The organism is Stenotrophomonas sp. YJH_SMC_91, assembly GCF_059368495.1.
In genome coordinates this window covers 75,587-91,801 of the sequence record NZ_JCAFRT010000012.1, presented here as the reverse complement: position 1 = coordinate 91,801, position 16,215 = coordinate 75,587, and the positions used below count along the sequence as shown (strand labels likewise).

The 16,215-nt window shown below is 67.1% G+C and carries 17 protein-coding genes; 7 read left to right on the top strand and 10 right to left on the bottom strand.

The genetic code is table 11. The features are described from left to right. Nucleotides 1-369: 369 nt before the first annotated feature. Entirely contained in the window at nt 370-1,725 is a 1,356-nt protein-coding gene (locus tag AC5P5X_RS15070; protein ID WP_032966832.1) for a sigma-54 dependent transcriptional regulator, read from the top strand. Here AC5P5X_RS15070 and AC5P5X_RS15065 read toward each other — a convergent pair whose 3' ends face one another. The 4 genes from AC5P5X_RS15065 to AC5P5X_RS15050 all read right to left on the bottom strand — a co-directional run bounded on the left by AC5P5X_RS15065 (nt 1,726) and on the right by AC5P5X_RS15050 (nt 4,573). Next, on the bottom strand, nt 1,726-2,034 hold the full coding sequence (locus tag AC5P5X_RS15065; protein WP_111189736.1) for a DUF6958 family protein: 309 nt from the start codon (nt 2,032-2,034) through the stop codon (nt 1,726-1,728). Further along, on the bottom strand, nt 2,027-2,569 hold the full coding sequence (locus AC5P5X_RS15060; protein WP_308309885.1) for a GFA family protein: 543 nt from the start codon (nt 2,567-2,569) through the stop codon (nt 2,027-2,029). Before AC5P5X_RS15060 ends, AC5P5X_RS15065 begins: the two co-directional genes overlap by 8 nt. Before the next feature lie 67 nt (nt 2,570-2,636). Further along, nucleotides 2,637-3,518 carry a TolB family protein gene (locus AC5P5X_RS15055; RefSeq protein ID WP_111189738.1) on the bottom strand — a complete coding sequence of 294 codons (882 nt, stop codon included), beginning with the start codon at nt 3,516-3,518 and terminating at the stop codon, nt 2,637-2,639. Beyond that, nucleotides 3,515-4,573: a twin-arginine translocation signal domain-containing protein gene (locus tag AC5P5X_RS15050; RefSeq protein WP_111189739.1), complete on the bottom strand. Its 1,059-nt coding sequence runs from the start codon at nt 4,571-4,573 to the stop codon at nt 3,515-3,517. Before AC5P5X_RS15050 ends, AC5P5X_RS15055 begins: the two co-directional genes overlap by 4 nt. A gap of 91 nt (nt 4,574-4,664) precedes the next feature. Here AC5P5X_RS15050 and AC5P5X_RS15045 point away from each other — a divergent pair, with 91 nt between their 5' ends. From AC5P5X_RS15045 to AC5P5X_RS15030, 4 genes are read left to right on the top strand one after another with little or no spacing between them, the layout of a single operon-like run. Next, nucleotides 4,665-5,591, top strand: coding sequence for a LysR substrate-binding domain-containing protein (locus tag AC5P5X_RS15045; protein ID WP_111189740.1), 927 nt, complete (start codon nt 4,665-4,667; stop codon nt 5,589-5,591). Further along, nucleotides 5,588-6,049, top strand: a complete 462-nt coding sequence (locus AC5P5X_RS15040) for a helix-turn-helix domain-containing protein (protein ID WP_012480349.1) — start codon at nt 5,588-5,590, stop codon at nt 6,047-6,049. The genes AC5P5X_RS15045 and AC5P5X_RS15040 overlap by 4 nt, the downstream gene beginning before the upstream one ends. 10 nt (nt 6,050-6,059) lie before the next feature. Next, on the top strand, nt 6,060-6,485 hold the full coding sequence (locus tag AC5P5X_RS15035; RefSeq protein ID WP_012480348.1) for a VOC family protein: 426 nt from the start codon (nt 6,060-6,062) through the stop codon (nt 6,483-6,485). Further along, nucleotides 6,482-6,712, top strand: a complete 231-nt coding sequence (locus AC5P5X_RS15030) for a hypothetical protein (protein ID WP_099523572.1) — start codon at nt 6,482-6,484, stop codon at nt 6,710-6,712. Before AC5P5X_RS15035 ends, AC5P5X_RS15030 begins: the two co-directional genes overlap by 4 nt. A 6-nt stretch (nt 6,713-6,718) precedes the next feature. Here the strand turns inward: AC5P5X_RS15030 and AC5P5X_RS15025 are convergent, their stop codons facing one another. Together AC5P5X_RS15025 and AC5P5X_RS15020 are read right to left on the bottom strand one after the other, a co-directional pair. Continuing rightward, nucleotides 6,719-7,414: an HAD family hydrolase gene (locus AC5P5X_RS15025; RefSeq protein ID WP_099523574.1), complete on the bottom strand. Its 696-nt coding sequence runs from the start codon at nt 7,412-7,414 to the stop codon at nt 6,719-6,721. Between the two features lie 104 nt (nt 7,415-7,518). After that, complete coding sequence (locus tag AC5P5X_RS15020) at nt 7,519-8,259, bottom strand: DNA/RNA non-specific endonuclease (protein WP_111189741.1); 741 nt, start codon at nt 8,257-8,259, stop codon at nt 7,519-7,521. An 800-nt stretch (nt 8,260-9,059) separates the two neighbouring features. Here AC5P5X_RS15020 and AC5P5X_RS15015 point away from each other — a divergent pair. After that, on the top strand, nt 9,060-10,634 hold the full coding sequence (locus tag AC5P5X_RS15015; RefSeq protein WP_111189742.1) for a S15 peptidase family protein: 1,575 nt from the start codon (nt 9,060-9,062) through the stop codon (nt 10,632-10,634). An 87-nt stretch (nt 10,635-10,721) separates the two neighbouring features. Further along, nucleotides 10,722-12,173 (top strand): S41 family peptidase, encoded by a 1,452-nt coding sequence (locus AC5P5X_RS15010; protein ID WP_099523577.1) that lies wholly within the window; start codon nt 10,722-10,724, stop codon nt 12,171-12,173. A 58-nt stretch (nt 12,174-12,231) separates the two neighbouring features. Here the strand turns inward: AC5P5X_RS15010 and AC5P5X_RS15005 are convergent, their stop codons facing one another. The 4 genes from AC5P5X_RS15005 to AC5P5X_RS14990 all read right to left on the bottom strand — a co-directional run bounded on the left by AC5P5X_RS15005 (nt 12,232) and on the right by AC5P5X_RS14990 (nt 16,214). Beyond that, on the bottom strand, nt 12,232-13,161 hold the full coding sequence (locus tag AC5P5X_RS15005) for a DUF6708 domain-containing protein (protein WP_111189743.1): 930 nt from the start codon (nt 13,159-13,161) through the stop codon (nt 12,232-12,234). A gap of 61 nt (nt 13,162-13,222) precedes the next feature. Beyond that, the gene (locus AC5P5X_RS15000) at nt 13,223-14,242 is read right to left on the bottom strand and encodes a sugar kinase (protein ID WP_111189744.1); all 1,020 of its coding nucleotides are present in this window, start codon (nt 14,240-14,242) and stop codon (nt 13,223-13,225) included. 10 nt (nt 14,243-14,252) lie between these two features. Further along, complete coding sequence (locus tag AC5P5X_RS14995; RefSeq protein WP_099562189.1) at nt 14,253-15,440, bottom strand: GDSL-type esterase/lipase family protein; 1,188 nt, start codon at nt 15,438-15,440, stop codon at nt 14,253-14,255. Between the two features lie 21 nt (nt 15,441-15,461). Beyond that, complete coding sequence (locus AC5P5X_RS14990; RefSeq protein WP_049395984.1) at nt 15,462-16,214, bottom strand: SDR family NAD(P)-dependent oxidoreductase; 753 nt, start codon at nt 16,212-16,214, stop codon at nt 15,462-15,464. Nucleotide 16,215: the final 1 nt, after the last annotated feature.

Below are 16,215 nucleotides of genomic sequence, written 5' to 3'. Positions count from 1 at the left end.
AACCACGCATCAACCGTGCCAACTTCGAAGTGCCCACGCGCCAACAGGGTGACCGCGCAGCACCTGACCGGGCTGCTGCCATGCTGTTACAGGCACGTCGCGGAATTGTTGGGATTTCGAAGCCCCAGGCGCCGCAGGGCAAGGGCTGCGGGCGACTGTCGCATCGGTGTTACAGGTGGCGTCGCCGTCTGCTACGGTGCCGCTTCAGCCAGGAATTTCTTGACGCACTGCTCATTGCGCCGCCGTTTAGGGAAGCGCTAGGATCCGCCCAACAAAGGCCATCCCGGTGGCCGTAGAGGTCCCGGCGGGGGGCGGCACGCCGGTGATTGCCTGACAGTCCGCCGACGGTGTCCGGATGCTGGGGGAAGCATGGCAGCGGTCCCGGAGGCTTCTACGTCACGTTGCGTGCTCTGGTTTGGCGAGCCGTTGGCGAACGAGCGCAGTGCGCTGGCGGCAGCGGGCTGGTATGTGCGCAGCATCCATCCCGATCCCGCCATGGCGATTGGCCTGCGTGGGCGCGATCGATTGCTCGCCGTGCTCGATCTGCGCCATCTCGATGCGGTCGCGCTGCAGCTGCTGGCGCCGTGGATCGAGCAGCACCAGCATCTACCCTGGCTGGCGGTACTGCCACCGGGTGCCGGACCCACATCACCGGCTTGGCTGCCGTTGCTGCAGCGATGCTGCGCGCGCTTCACGCTGCCGTTCGGCCTGCAGGACCTGGTGTGCGCAATGCGCCAGCAGTTCGACGCGGATGATCCGCCTGTCGACGCAACCTGCGGTGGGCACGGACCGCACGCGCTGATTGGCGAAAGCGCCGCGTTGCATGCGGTGCGCACGGTGCTGCACAAGTTTGCGCCGGTGGAGCTGCCGGTGCTGGTCACCGGTGAAACCGGTACAGGCAAGGAACTGGCCGCACACGCGCTGCATGCGCTGTCGGGGCGTGCCGGCAAGCCTTTCATTGCAGTGAACTGCGGTGCGATTCCGGCCAACCTGGTGCAGTCGGAGCTGTTCGGCCACGAACGTGGCTCGTTCACCGGTGCCGACAAGCGGCAGATCGGCGTGTTCGAATCGGCCCATGGCGGAACGGTGTTTCTTGATGAGGTGGGCGATCTGCCGGCAGAAGCACAGACCAGTCTGCTGCGCGTGCTGCAGGAGGGAACCTTCGAGCGCGTGGGCAGCAGCCAGCCGCTGCGCGCAGACGTGCGTGTGCTTGCCGCGACCCACGTCGAACTGGAACACGCGGTGGCGCAGGGGCGGTTCCGCAGCGATCTCTACTACCGCCTTAATGTGCTGCGCCTGCTGATGCCGCCGCTGCGCGAGCGCGGTGCCGACGTGCAGCTGCTGGCCGAGCACTTCCTGCGCTGCTTCCGGTTGCGCCACGGCGTGCGTGCACGCGGCTTTGCACCGGCCGCAGTACAGGCCATGCGGCGCTTCGACTGGCCCGGCAACGTACGCGAACTGCTGAACCGTGTGCAGCGTGCAGCGATCATGGCCGAAGGCGAGCTGATCAGTGAGCGTGACCTGGAGCTGGGCGCATCGACGGCGGTCCTGCCGGCGGCGATGCTGCACGATGCACGGGGGCAGGCCGAGCGCGATGTGCTGCTGCAGACCCTGCGCCAGACCGGCTACAACGTCTCCGAGTGTGCGCGGCAGATGCAGATATCGCGCGTGACGGTGTATCGCCTGTGCCGCAAGCACCGGCTGGAGCTGCCTGCGCAGCGCTGATCAGCCGGCCGCGAGGTGCTTGAACAGGCGCAACGGCTTGCCCGCGACGCGCTCGATCACGCCCTTGGCTTCCAGGTCCAGCTGCACGGCCTTCAACCACCAGCCGGCGGTGGCACCTGCCGGGAACAGGGTGGCGGGCAGATGTGGCAGCAGTGCCTGTTTTGCCTGCGCAACGGTCAGGCCGGGCGGTTGCGCAGGCAGGACCCGCAGCAAGGCGTGGCGCATGGCGAGATACTTGGCCCGATCCACGCGCTGGATGTGCCCGGGCGTGGTGATGCTCTCGATCTCGATCCGCTCGGGCTCAGACATGGGTATCTCCCGCGACTTCGATGCGCGGGCTGCGGAAGCCCATGGCGATCCACGCCTTCATCAGGCGGGCGTAGAACCGCAGCGAGTGGGTCTTCAGGTTCGGCACATCGTCTGGAAGGACAGACGGGTCAGGAAGATCACGGACCATCGTCCGCATCTCCACGGCGGGTCTTGCCGACGCCGGCCACAACAGGCCATACAGGCTCAGCCAATGGCCACCGCTGAACTCCAGGAACAGCGGTGTATTGCAGCAGCCCGCCACGACGCGGCGGCTGCCGCCCCTGCTGGACAACCGCAACGCGCGCAGCATGGCATGTCCGGCATCGATGCTGACGCGATCCTTGCGGTGCATTACGAAGAGCGTCTGGCCGTGCGGGCCCAGCACGTCCGGTGCTCGGGGCATCGACTGCAGCATGGCGCCGGCCTTGCGGCAGCTGTCGCAGCAGCATTCGACGGTGGCAATGGGTTGGCCCGTGGCGGTCAGGCGCACCTGGCCGCAGGCGCAGGCGCAGGCAAGGGACTGGTGTGAGGCCATCTGCGTTTTCTCCTGGGGTTTCATCTTCTCGACGAACCGGGGCGCCGAAAATCGACAGCATCTGCCTTCAAGGGCGCATCATCCGAAAGCGGATGCGGTACAGGTCCAACCCTGCACCGTCCGCGCGCCGCGCCGAATAGGTCAAGGTGTCGGGTTGCGAGCCATCCAGCATCGCGCCGTAGCTGTCGCCGGAGGCCTCGTTCAAGGGCGAGGGCAATGCAAGGCCCGCGTCATAGCGGCCTCCACGCGCGTAGGCGATGAACTGGCGTACCGGTGCACTGCCGAAGTCCAGGGCGCGGGCAAACACCAGCGTCCGGCCGTCGCCCAGGAAGGTGGCATCGAACTCCTGCGCTGCGGTATTGAGGTCTCCCGGCAGCGGCCGTGCCGGCTGCGCCATGCCACGGACCATCGCTGCGACATAGAGGTCATGGCCACCCGCACCGCCTGCGCGATCGCTGGAGAACAGCAGCGTGGCTGCGTCGGGCGAGAGCATCGGCGCGAATTCATCGGCCGCGCTGTTCACTGCCGGGCCAAGATTGACCGGCTCCCCGAATCGACCGTCGCTCCCCATGCTGACCCGGTACAGATCGTCGCCGCCCTGGCCGCCTGCGCGATCCGAACAGAAATACACCACGCGGCCATCGGCGGAAAAGGCGGGATCGAAGTCGCGCCCCGGCGTGTTGAACGGCACCGGCGTCGCCGGCCGCCAGCGCTGCCCATCGTTGCGGGAGACCCATATGTCATACCCGCCCGGACCGCCGGGCCGGTTGCGGCTGAACCACAGTGCGGTTTTTCCGTCCGGGCTCAAGGTCAGTCGAATCTCGTCGTATTGCGTGGATGCAACGCCCGGGGCGAAGCGCTCGGCGGGGCCGACGATCCGCAGCACCCTTGATGGAGGCGCGGGAGGCGACGCAGCAACCAGCAGCATCACGGCCAGCAGCGCCTTCATGCCTGTCGCTCGAAGTCGCTGACCCAGTTGGTTTCCCAACTGCGTCCACCATCGGTCGAGGCCGCCTGTTCCCAGCGCGCCGAACGCGGCGTGATGCGTGACCAGATCACCCGTGTCTGGATTGTTCGACCGTCGTGCTGGTCTTCGCCGAAGAAGCGGCCGACACCGGCCTGGAAACCACCGCGCAGTGGCGCGCCGATCCGGGTTGGCTCCCGGCCATCCAGCCACCAGCTCAGCCAGTGCTGCTCCGCCGCATTCCAGGCGCGGATGCCCATGCCGCGCAGCGGCGCTCCAGGCATGTCCATCAGGTTGTCACCCACGTTGCCGAATCCTCCCAGGACCGGCCAGTTGTGCAGGGTGCCGTTGAACGCGTCCCATGCATCGCTGCCTGCCAGCCGAGCGCGCAGGCGACGATGGCGCACGTTCCAATGGCCCACCAGGAAATCAAAATCGCCCGGTGCATCCGGCAGCTTCGGAAGCGGAGAGGGGACCGCAGCAGTGCGGCGGAACCAGTTGCGCCAGTTCACTTCCCAGTGCGCACCGGCATCGTCGGAGAACGCCTGTTCCCACCACGGCTCCTCGCCGTGGATGTCATGCCAACGGAACCAGACCTCGATGGGGCGCCCGTCGATCCGGTCGGTGCCGCGGAAGCTGCCGGCATCGCCCTTGAAAGCGCCGCGCACAGGGGCTTCGATATGGGCAGGGTTGCGGCCATCGATCCACCAGATCGACCAGGTGGAAGACACCGGATCGAATGCACGCACGCCCAGGCCCCTGTAGGGGCCCGAACGCAGCGCCATGACGTTGTCATCGATGGTGCCGAGTCCGCCCAGGGTGAGCCAGACCGCGCTGGAACCGGTGAAGGACTCCCAGCGGGTATCGCCGACCAGGCGCTCCTTCAGGCGTCGGTGCCGGACCTGCCAGTTGCCCTGCAACCATTTCCAGTCTTCGCTGTGGCTGGGCAGGGCCCACCCGGGGGGCAGCGCCGTAGATGCCGCCGCGGCGGCCAGGGCGGCCAGGGCGGCCAGGGTGGCCAGGAACTGCCGTCGATCCATGTGCGTGATCCCCTGTCGAAGGTGCCTCCATCGTTGCGCGTACCAGGGGGATTGACCACGCAGATATCGGGGCTCAGGCTAAGTCACACTTATGGTCACCCAACGCCAGCTGCCATCGCTTGCCGCCATCCGTGCCTTCGAGGCGGCGGCGCGGCTGGGCAGCTTCGCGCGCGCCGCCGAAGAGCTTGACACCAGTGCGGCGTCGGTGAGCTACCACGTGCGGCGGCTGGAGGCCCAGACCGGCATCTGCCTGTTCCTGCGCCACGCACAGCACGTGGAACTGACGGCGGCGGGTGCCAGCGTCGCCCAGGAGGCGACCCGGGCATTCGATGCACTGCGCGCCAGCTTCATGCGCGCCGCTGACAGGGATGCGGCGCGACTGCGCCTGTCCGTGCTGCCGACGCTGGGCACCAGTTGGCTGACGCCGCGGCTGGGCACGTTCCGCGCCCGCCACCGGCAGTTCGTGCTGGAACTGGACCTGTCGGCAGCGCCGCAGGATCTGGCCGCCGGTCACTTCGATGCCGCCATCCGCAATGGCCAGGGCGAATGGCCGGGTCTTCAGGCAACTCCCTTGTTTCCAAGCGTGTTCACACCGTTGTGTGCGCCGGCGCTGCTGCACGAGGCGCGTGGGCTGGGCAGCAGCGCGCTGGAGATTCCCCTGCTCGGGCGGCCGGACTGGTGGGCCCTGTGGTTTGCCGCGCACGGACACATTCCACCGCCGCCACCGGAGAGTTTCGTCGCGCCCTTTGCCGTCGAACATCTGGATGTCGGCGCCGCGATCGCCGGGCAAGGCATTGCCATTGGTTCGCCGATCCTTTTCCAGGCCGAGCTGGACAGCGGGCGGCTGGTGCAGGCGCATCCGGGTGTCGCCAGCGACGGTCGCAGCTTCTGGTTCGTGGCACCCACGGCGCGAAATGGCAGTGCCAAGGTCATTGCATTGCGTGACTGGCTGGTCGAGCAGGCCGCTGAGGCGCGGCACGCGGCACGCCACTACCTGGCCCAGGCGGTGGTGCCATGAACCAGAGCCCCGAACTGCTGCGGCGCCTGCTGCGTGCCAAGGACCGGATGGACCGCGCCAGCCATGAGGAATGGCCGGTCGCGCGCCTGGCCGAGGTCAGTGCGGTGTCGCCGGCGCACTTCGCCCGCTCGTTCAAGCAGGCCTTCGGGCTGCCACCGCACCGCTATCTCCTCAGCCGGCGCATCGAACGGGCCGTGGCGATGTTGCGTGACACCGAGTTGCCGGTCACCGAAATCGCCGCGCAGACCGGGTGGAACAGTCTGGGTACCTTCGGCCGCATCTTCCGTGACATCACCGGTGACAGCCCGGGCAATGTGCGTGAGCGTGAGCGTGCGGGCCAGGCGGCGTCGGCCAGCGTGCCGGAATGCCATGCACGCGCCGCGCAGCGCCCGGACCTGAAGATCGCAGTTTTGGAGAAGCGCCGCCGCGAGGCGGTTGCTAACGTGGACCCTACCTGAGGGAGGTCCCATGACGAACACTGTGAACACGGTCGGCCTGTATGTGCGCGACCAGGATGAGGCGCTGGCGTTCTACGTCGGCAAGCTCGGCTTCGAAGTGCATACCGACGTACGCAATGGCAGCTACCGATGGCTGACGGTACGCAGCCCGGGCCAGGACGGTTTCCAGCTGGGCCTGTTCGTGCCAGGCCCGCCCACCCACGACGCCGCTACCACGCTTGCGCTGCAGCAGCTGGTGGCCAAGGGCGCAATGCCGCCGCTGGTGCTGGCCGTGGATGACTGCCAGGCGCGCTACACGCAATGGCTGGCACAGGGTGTGGAATTCACCCAGGAGCCGATCGAGCGCTATGGCGCCGTCGACGCCGGATTCCGTGACCCATCAGGCAATGGTTGGAAGATGATCGAAGCCCGTTCCGAAGCGAGGCGCCGGCAATGAGCCGCGGTGGCTGGGCACGGAGCGTGCATCGTTGGACCTCAATCGTATTCACCCTGGCGGTGATCGCCAACTTCGCCGTTCGCGGGCTGGGGCAGGGCGAACCTGCAGCGTGGATCACCTATTCGCCGCTGCCGCCGCTGTTCCTGCAACTGTTCACTGGCCTGTACCTGTTCGCGCTGCACTACGCCGCAAAGCGCCGCAGCGCCGCACTGGGCACTGCGGGCTGAGCAGGGTCAGGCGACGGCGTCCACCGCGTAGGCGGCAAGCAGGCCCGGCAGCTGGTCCATGCGCTGGAAAACCACCTTTGCACCGACTGCGCGCAGGGCTTCGGGTGTACTGTGGTGCGGGCCACCCTCACTGAAGCCGAACACGGTGGCGCCTGCGGCAACGCCCGCAGCGGCGCCGGTGACGGTGTCCTCGATCACTGCACAGCGCGTCGGGTCGACGCCCAGCGCTGCAGCTGCAGCCAGGTACACGTCCGGGTGCGGCTTGGTGCGCGGCATGTCCTGGCCACTGAACACATGGGCACCGAAGGCATCGAGGATGCCGACCTTGCCCAGCTGCAGCTTCACCTTGTGCAGGTCGGCACCGGAAGCGCAGGCGATCCGCCCGCCGGTGGCCGCAGCGATCGCACGCACGGCCTCGGGTGCCCCCTGGATCGCTTCAAGGTCACGTTCCAGTGCCTGGTTGCGCTGCTGGCGGAACTCTTCAAGCCATTCCTCGGTGAACGGCTTGCCGGTGCGCTCTGCGATCAGGCCAGCCAGATGGGCCACGGACTGGCCGAGGAAGACTTCACCCGCCTGCGCCGGGGTCAGCGGCCAGCCACGTGCGGTCAGCATTTCCGAGAGAACGCGGGCGACCAGCGGCTCGGAATCGACGAGTACGCCGTCGCAGTCGAACAGCACGGCATCAAACGGGAAACGGGACATCTACAGCTCCAGGGGGCAATGCAGTGGTGCAATTGCCCGCCATTTTCCCACAGCCATCCCTGTGTGGCACCCGGACCGGGTGCCACCCATTCCCGGCCGGCCGGTCAGCCCAGGTCACAACCCGCCGGCTGCGGCCAGGTGCTGGCCGGCAGCATGTTCTTCAACGAGGCGGGTGCGTTGATCGCCACGTAGCTCGCACCCAGCAGCTCCTGCAGATCGGCGATGGTCACCAGATAGTTGTCGAGGCTGCCCAGATTGGCTTCGTTGGGAATGATCCAGCTGATCGCCTTGGCGGTGCCGGTGTTCGGGTCACGGGTGATGATGGTCTTCCAGAAGAACTCCGGCGTCGGGATGCCGTGGCTGGAAAGGAAGTAGTCGTTGGAGGCGTCGCCGTAGACCACGCCACCATAGACATCCACCGGCGCGATGTCGCGGTAGCACTCGGCCACGTTCTCGGCCTTCACCCAGATGCCCTGGTTGAAGCTGGACACCTGCGGAACGATGTTGGTCATGTAGTTGGCGCGGCGGATGTAGGTCGCGTTGTAGTCCATGTGGTTGGAGGTCACCAGATGACCGCGGTCATAGCCGGATCTGATGCTGGCGTAGGAAGCGGTGCTGGTCTGGCCGAGGCAGCCTGCCGGCAGGTCCGGATCCTTGTAGAAGCTGGACGGGCGCGCGGCCGAACCGGTGTCTGCGGTCAGGGTGTATTCGTAGCGGGTGGCGCTGTGGATGCTGCAGTCGTAGGTGAGCACGAAGCCGCCCTTGTTGAGGGTGACGACCTGGGCCTGGGCAGCGCCGGCGAAGGCACTGAGGACGAACGCGAAGAAGAAGGTTGCAAGGCGCATTGCGGTTCTCCAGCAGAAGTTCAGGGCGCAGCCGTCCGCCACGACCAGGCCGGGGCGAAGTCATGGGAGGGCGTTGCGGGGACGGGTGCTACGGATTGCGGTGGGACCTGACCGCACGGTGGGGCCATGCAGGCCCTGCGGTGTCGCAAGCGTCACAAGCTGCCGCCTTTCGGTCAACGACGAAAAGGCGAAGCTGTGACAGCGCGCAAGCACTGGAGAGGTGTCAGATCATGCGCCGCGTGGGTGACATGCGCGCGTGCTAGGGCGTCGTAGCGCAGGGGGTGTACGACTCGATATCCTGCGCAGCAGGACCGGAAACCGCAGGATCGAGCAAGGCGAATGATCCACAGTGAACTGCTTGCAGGGGGCGCTGCAGCTGCCCTGATCGGGGTTGCAATCGTGGCTGCGCTGCGTCGACAGAGACGCCCGCCACATCGCAGCTTCAAGTGTGGGCGCTGCGGCAACGCCGCCCTCCATGACGAACGTACCAGTGGCGCCTGGCGCGCCGGGAAGCAGCGCTTCTACTGCAGGGCCTGTCATGCCGCCTGGCTGCGATCGCATCCACAGGCGTCCGCGCCGCACCGCGGGGTGTCCGGATGCCTGGGCGTCGTTGGCACACTTGCATTGATGCCACTTGCGGGCCTGGTGGCGTGGGTGATTCACCGCGCCTGAATGTGATCCTGCATCGATCCAGCCGGCCGCCGGCTTCGAAAGCGCCATGCTGCGTCGCAAGGTGCCACCCACCATTCGCACTGGTACGGTCCGATCCGTTGCACCACCACCGACGGGGAGAGACCACGATGCGCAAGGTAGTGCTGCTGTTGATCCTGCTGACCGGGCTGGCGCCCACCGCTTGGGCGGCCACGGTCAAGACCACCCATCGCACCATTCCCAGCTGGGATGGAACGCCTCTCGGGGCCTTCGTCATCGAACCGCAGGACGCGGGCAGCGGACGGTATCCGCTGCTGGTGATGCCCAGCAGCTGGGCCGTGCCCAGCGTGGAGTACGTGGGCGTGGCGCAGTCGTTGGCCCAGCGCGGCTATGTGGTCATCAGCTACAGCTCGCGTGGCTTCTGGGAGTCCGGCGGCAGCATCGACATCGCCGGGCCGGCCACGGTCGAGGACGTCAGTGCACTGATTGACTGGGCGCTGGACAACACCCGCGCCGACCCGTCGCGAATCGGCGTATCGGGCATCTCCTATGGGGCCGGCACCAGCCTGCTGGCGGCCGCACGCGATCCGCGCATCAAGGCAGTGGCTGCACTGAGTGGATGGGCCGACCTGCAGGCCTCGCTGTACAGCAACGACACCCCCAGCGCACAGGGCATCGCGCTGTTGGTTGCCGCAGGCCTGGCCACCGGTCGCCCGGGACCGGAGCTGTCCACCATCAATCGCAATGTGCTGGTCGGCAACTACCAGGGCGCGGTGGACTCGTTGTTGCCGGTGGCGGCGCAGCGCAGCCCCGGGGCCAGCATCGACGAGATCAACGCCAACCAGCCAGCGGTGTTCCTGGCCAACGCCTTCAACGACAGCCTGTTCCCGCCGGGCCAGCTGGTCGATTTCTTCAACCGCCTGAAGGGCCCCAAGCAGCTGCAGTTGCGCCATGGCGATCACGCGCTCAACGAAGCCTTTGGCGCACTGGGTGTTCCCAACGAGGTCTACGATTCGGTGGGCGACTGGTTCGACCATTACCTGAAGGGGGTGGCCAATGGCATCGACCGGCAGCCTGCGGTGCAGCTGAAGTCGCAGAAGGGCAGCTGGAGCCACTATCCGAATTGGCAGGCTACCCGGACCGGCGCGGTGAGCTACGGGCTGACCGCGCCGAGCGGGCTGTTGCAGCCCACCGGTGGACTGGTGGCGAACGGTGGCGGCACCGGCTGGAGCTACCGCATCGGCAGCGGCCTGCTGACGGCCGCCAACTCGGGCGTGGTGATGGCGTCCGGCGCGCTGCAGATGATCAACCTGCCACCGGGCGCCTATGTGCCGTTCGTCGGGCGCAACGCCGCGGGCGTCTGGCAAGGGCCGATCTACTGGAGTGCACGCCGTCTGGATGGCGCGCCGGAAGTGCGGATGACGGTTACGCCAAGCCGCGCCGACACCACGTTGTATGCGTATCTCTATGCCGAGGACGTGCTGGGCAATGGCCAGCTGATCAGCCACAAGCCCTATACGCTGCGGGGTGCCACGCCGGGGCAGGCGAAGACCATCGACCTGCGGCTGGAGGCCAGCAGCTGGGACGTGCCGGCCGGCAGTCGCCTGACCCTGGTGATGGACACCGTGGACCTGCGCTACGCAGGCATCAGCCAGTTGGGTGGCACGGTGACCTTCAGTTCACCGGCGAACGCGCCGTCGATGCTGAAGCTGCCGCTGCATTGATGGAAGGCCGCGCCCGTTGCGGCGGGCGCGGTACGCCAGGCTGGAAAACTGCGAGACTGGCGTTTGTTCCGGCAAAGGGATGAATCCATGATCATTGCAGGGCTGCTGCTCGGTGCGGTGCTTGCGGCGCCCACCGCGCAAGGCGCGCCGAGCGACTGGTCGGACACGCTGTTGAAGGATCTGGACGCTGCCGACGCCGCCATGCGCGGCAGCCATCCGGGCGCCGTGGATCTGCGGAATCCCGGCTTCGTTCCGCAGCTGGAGGCCGCCTCGGCGCTTGCCCGCTCGCGCGCGGCCAATGTCGACAGCTTCGCAGGCTACTGGTGGGCGATGAAGGGTTACGCAGCCTCCTTCAATGACGGCCACGTCAGCCTCAACGCGCTTGCCGACGCTCCCGATCTTCCAACGCAGTGGCCGGGGTTCCTGACGGGTTTCGACGGTGATGCGCAGGTGGTCATGACCGTGGACGGTGGTCCGGGCCATCCGCCGCTGGGGGCTCGATTGCTGTCCTGTGACGGCATCGATGCGCAGACACTGGCTGCGCGCCGGGTGGGTGACTTCAGCGGGCGCTGGAACCTGCAGGCCAGCCGCATCCAGGGTGGTGGTGAAGTGCTGCTGGAGCAGGGCAATCCGTTCGTGCCCACGCTGCGCAGCTGCGTTTTTCAGGTGGATGGACGCGAGAAGCCCTACGCGCTGCAGTGGCAGCCACTGCAGGCGGCACAGCGCAAGGCGCGCCTGGCCGATACCCGTCGCAGCTTCCGCCCGGCCAATGGCTGGCACATCATGCCCGATGGCGGCTACTGGATCACCACCAGCAGCTTCAATGCCGATCCTACGGAGCAGAACTTCAAGGAACTGACCGCGCTGCTCGAGCAGCTTGCTCCAAAAGCCGAAGCACTGCAGCAGGCACGGTTGGTCGTGCTGGATGTGCGTGGCAACAGTGGCGGTGCTTCGCAGTGGAGCATCGAACTGGCGCGATTGATCTGGGGCCGTGCCGCCGTGGACGCGCTGTCCGATCCCAGCTGGGTGGAGTGGCGGACCTCCGAGGCCAACATCGCCCAGTTGCGCGGCTTCCTGCAGAAGCTGGTGCAGGCGCCCGACGCGTCGCCAGAGCTGCGTCGCATGCTGGAATCGGTGACGACGGGCATGGCACAGGCACGCGGCCGGGGTGAGGCAGTGTGGCGCGAGCCATCCGAGGCCAGGGCAGATACAGCTGCAACCGCAGGCCCGGCCGCTCCGCTGCGCAGGGGCAGGGTGGTGATCGTGGCCGATGCCTCCTGCGGCTCGGCCTGCCTCGATGCACTGGATCTGTGGAAACGGCTGGGCGCGATGCAGGTCGGCGTCGAGACTTCGGCCGACAGCCTCTACATGGATGTCAGGCCGGAGCGGCTGCCGAGCGGCCTGGCCAGGATTTCCGTACCGATGAAGGTTTTCCGAGGCCGGGTGCGCGGTTCCAATGAACCGCATGTTCCGGATCGTCGCTATGACGGCGACATGCGGGACACACGCGCACTGGAAGCGTGGCTGCTGGCGCTGTGAGGACGCGCCTGCCCATGACGCGGGATTCCCACGTGCTGTTGCCGGACGCAACGCTGGGTCAGCGCAGATCCGGTGGATTCATCGAAGCGTCGCGGACACAGGGATCACCGGCGTCCGGTGTCAGGCGCGCCTCGATGTCCGGTGGAAACTGCGGAATCCTGCTGGTCTGCATCACCACCCAGCGCATGATCGTGTGCAGGTAGTTGAGTGGCAGCATCGTGAGCCACATGAAACCCGGGAGCTGCGCGTCTTCGGCGAAGATGCGCTCCTTGCCGGACGCGAAGCTCTCGCGCTTGCCGTCCAGCGGCATGCAGCAGTGCACCGCGTCCACGACGGCTGCCGGTCCTTCTTCCATGTAGCGCCGCAGGAACTCCCAGTGGGCATGTGCGTTCTCGATGCGAGAGGTCGCGATGCAGAACGCGAACGTCTCCCGTACTGTGACGCCATCTGCGTCCAGGATCAGTCCGCGGACATCCCAGTTGTACCATCCGAAGGTTCCGGTTCCGCGGCCAAGCGTGAAATAGACCTGGTCCCAGGGCACGCTGAGGGTGGTGCCATCCAGCCGGAACACGTGTATCTGCCGGTGCTTGCGATCGAGCGCGATCGGATAGTAGGTCCAGCGGAACAGCTCGAGGCAAGCCACCCAGATGCTCGCTGCAATGAAGGCGGCCAGCATCGCCATGCCGATGAATATCGCCTCCCACAGGCCGTTTTCGTTGGGTAGCCTGTTCACGATCAGCAACCAGAGCAGCATCAGCATGCCGCCCAGCCCGAAGGCAATACCGATCGCGCCCAGCAGGGCTGCAAAGCCACGCGCGGCGAACCAGCGATCCACCGAAACCAGGCCGTTCGAATTCATCTTCACCACGCACAGCTGCGCCAACGGCACGACATCCACCCGCTTCTTCTGCAGCAGGCGGTGCTCGCGTTCAAACGCATTCAGCGGGCGGTTGTTTGGAAACTTGCGCGTGTATCCGGTGTAATCCATGGGCGATCCCTGCGCGATTCCAGCGCCCGTTGGATTCTAGCGGGATTCTCCCGGGGGAAGATCAGCGACGAACGTCGCACGGGTGGCTCTCCATCAGTGCCCGGACTTCAGCTTCGCGGGCAGGGCTGAAGTCGCCGGGAATGGCGTGCTTCAACGCGCCCGCGGCCAGTCCGAAGCGGACGGTGCTTTCTGCGTCTAGACCGGACAGCAATCCGTGCAGGATGCCGGCGGCAAAGGCATCGCCACCGCCGATGCGATCAACGATGCCGGGCAGCGGCCTCGGAGCAGCCTGCGCGCGGGTTCCATCGCGTCCCAGCAGCAGCGCACCGAGCACGTGATGGTCGGCGCTGATCACCTCGCGCTGGGTGCAGGACAGCCACCGCAGGTGCGGGAACGCGGCAAAGGCAGCGGCCGCAGCGGCCTCGGTTCGGGCGACCGCATCGTCCTGCGCGAAGTGCAGCCCCAGCACCAGTTCGATGTCCCGACGATCGGCAAAGACAATGTCGGCCTGGGCGAAGACCTCGCGCAGGATCGCCGCTGCGTCGCCATCCCAGCGTCGCCACAGTGAGGGACGATAATTGCCGTCGAAGGACACCTGCACTCCGGCCGCGCGAGCCGCACGCACGGCACCCAGCACCGACTCGGCCACTTTGGCGCCCAGCGCCGGACTCACGCCCGAGACATGCAGCAGGTGCGCGCCGGACAGCAGGGCGGGCCACGCATGGTCACTGGCATTGCTGTTTGCGAATGCAGAACCGGCCCGGTCATACACCACTTCACTGGCGCGCTGCACCGCACCGGTCGCCAGGAAGTACAGGCCCATGCGGTCACCCTCCACTTCACGCACGGCGGCCACGCCCACGCCATGCCGCCGCAGCTCGGCCACGGCATGCCGGCCCAGCGCGTTACCGGGTACCGTGCTGACCATCTGCACATCGTGGCCCAGGCTGGCCAGCGAGACCGCCACATTGGCCTCGGCACCTCCCACATGGACCTGCAGCTGCGGCGTCTGCAGCAGCAGTTCACGACCGGGCGCGCCCAGGCGCAGCAGCAACTCACCGAAACAAACGACGCGGCTCATCGGTTCTCTCTCACTCGGGGGTGGTGCAGCCCAGCATGCGCAGATCGATGGCATCGGCCATGCGCCGGTAGCCTTCGTCGTTGGGATGCAGATGGTCGCGGGTGATCTCGTTGGGCAACGATTCGGCTGCCTTCGGGTCACGCAGCGCGGCATCGAAATCGATGATGCCATCGAAGCCGCTGTTGCCGCCGCGTGCCCACTGGTTGATCGTGGTGCGGGTGGCGGCGGACACGGGCTCGTAGCGCTCGGAACCGCCGAACGGGGTCAACGTACCCAGCCAGGCGCGGATGCCGTGCGCATGCAGCCGCGCCGCAACCTGTTGATAGCCCAGCAGCATGTCCGCCGCATTGCGTCCAGGCAGCGGCTGCGCGCCACCGCCGTGGCGGATGTCGTTGATGCCTTCGAACAGGATCACCTGATCGGCGTCGGCCACCGCGATCACATCGCGATCCAATCGTGACAGCGCACTGTGGCTGCGGCCATGGTCAAGCAGCTTGTTGCCGCTGATGCCCTGGTTGAGTACCACGAACCGGTTCGGGCAGGCCTGCTGCAGGCGCTGCGCCAACCGCTCCGGCCACTGGTTGAAGGTGCCGCGTCGTGCGGTGGCGCCTTCCGTGATGGAATCGCCCAGCGCCACGATTACCTGGGGACGATCATCACGCTGCACCATCACTGCCGAGAAAACGTTCTGCTGGTAACTCAGCCGCACGCTGTCGGCGACGGCTGTCTGCCTGCCATCTGCGACCCGCAGCTCGGTGCGGCGCACGGCGGGGCGGGTGGGCTGCGGGAAATAGGCACTCACGCTGATCTCCTGCAGCGCCGCCACCGGCATCCGCACCGGGTCGCTCAGCAGCGCGGCTCCGACCGGCACCTCGATGACCGCGCGGCCATCCACCGTTACCGGCAGCGGTGCGGCCTTGCCGTTCTTCACTCCCACGCGCAGGTCCTCGACCCGCAAGGGCGCCGTGCCGAGCTCGTTGCTGATGCGCAGCCGCAGCGCATCGCCACGGCTGCCGATACGCATGTCCTGGCGCACGGTCTGTGCGGCGAACTGTACCGGCGCATCGGACGTTCCGTCCTTGCGGTCGGGCGCGGGCGCGGCCGTCCAGGCAGTGACCCACACGGGTGCGGCCCACACGGCGGGCGCCGTCATGGCGGAGCAGAGCGTCAATGAAAACAGAAGTGTCCAGCGCTGCATGGGCAGGAGTCCGGTAAGGTGTCAGGAGAAGTAGGTGCCGCCGTTGACGTCCAGATTCGCGCCGGTGATGAACGCCGCCGCATCCGAGGCCAGGAACACCGCAGCGTCGGCGGCTTCGTCCGGCGCGCCCTGGCGGCGCAACGGGGTGGCGCCGGCAACGGCCGTGCGTACTTCCGGCTTGGTGAATTCATCGTGGAAGCGGGTGGCGATCATGCCGCAGCACAGCGCGTTCACCCGGATACCCTTCGGCCCCAGCTCCTTGGCCATGGCGCGGGTGAAGGTCATCACCGCCGCCTTGGCGGTGGCGTAGATCGATGCGCCCGGGCCGCCGCCATCACGACCTGCCTGCGAGGCGAAGTTGACGATGGCCGCGCCTTCGCGCATGTGCGGCACCACCGCGTGGGTGGTGAGGTAGGTCGAGGTCAGGTTCAGGTCCATCACGGTGTGGAAGAACACCGGGTCGATGTCGGCCAGCGGCCGGCGCTGCACCATGCCACCGGCCACGTTCACCAGCAGGTCGATGCGCTCGCCGAACGCGGCCTGTGCCGCAGCGACCAGGCCGGCGACGGCCGTGGCATCGGTGACGTCGGCGCGATGCACGATGGCCTGGCCACCGGCCGCATGGATCCGTGCCAGCGTTTCCTGGGCACTGGCCTCGTCATTGGCGTAGTTGATGCAGACGCGTGCACCGGCGGCAGCCAGCTTGATCGAAACGGCGCGACCGATATCGCGGCCACCGCCGGTGACAATGGCCACCTTGTCCTGGAACGACATG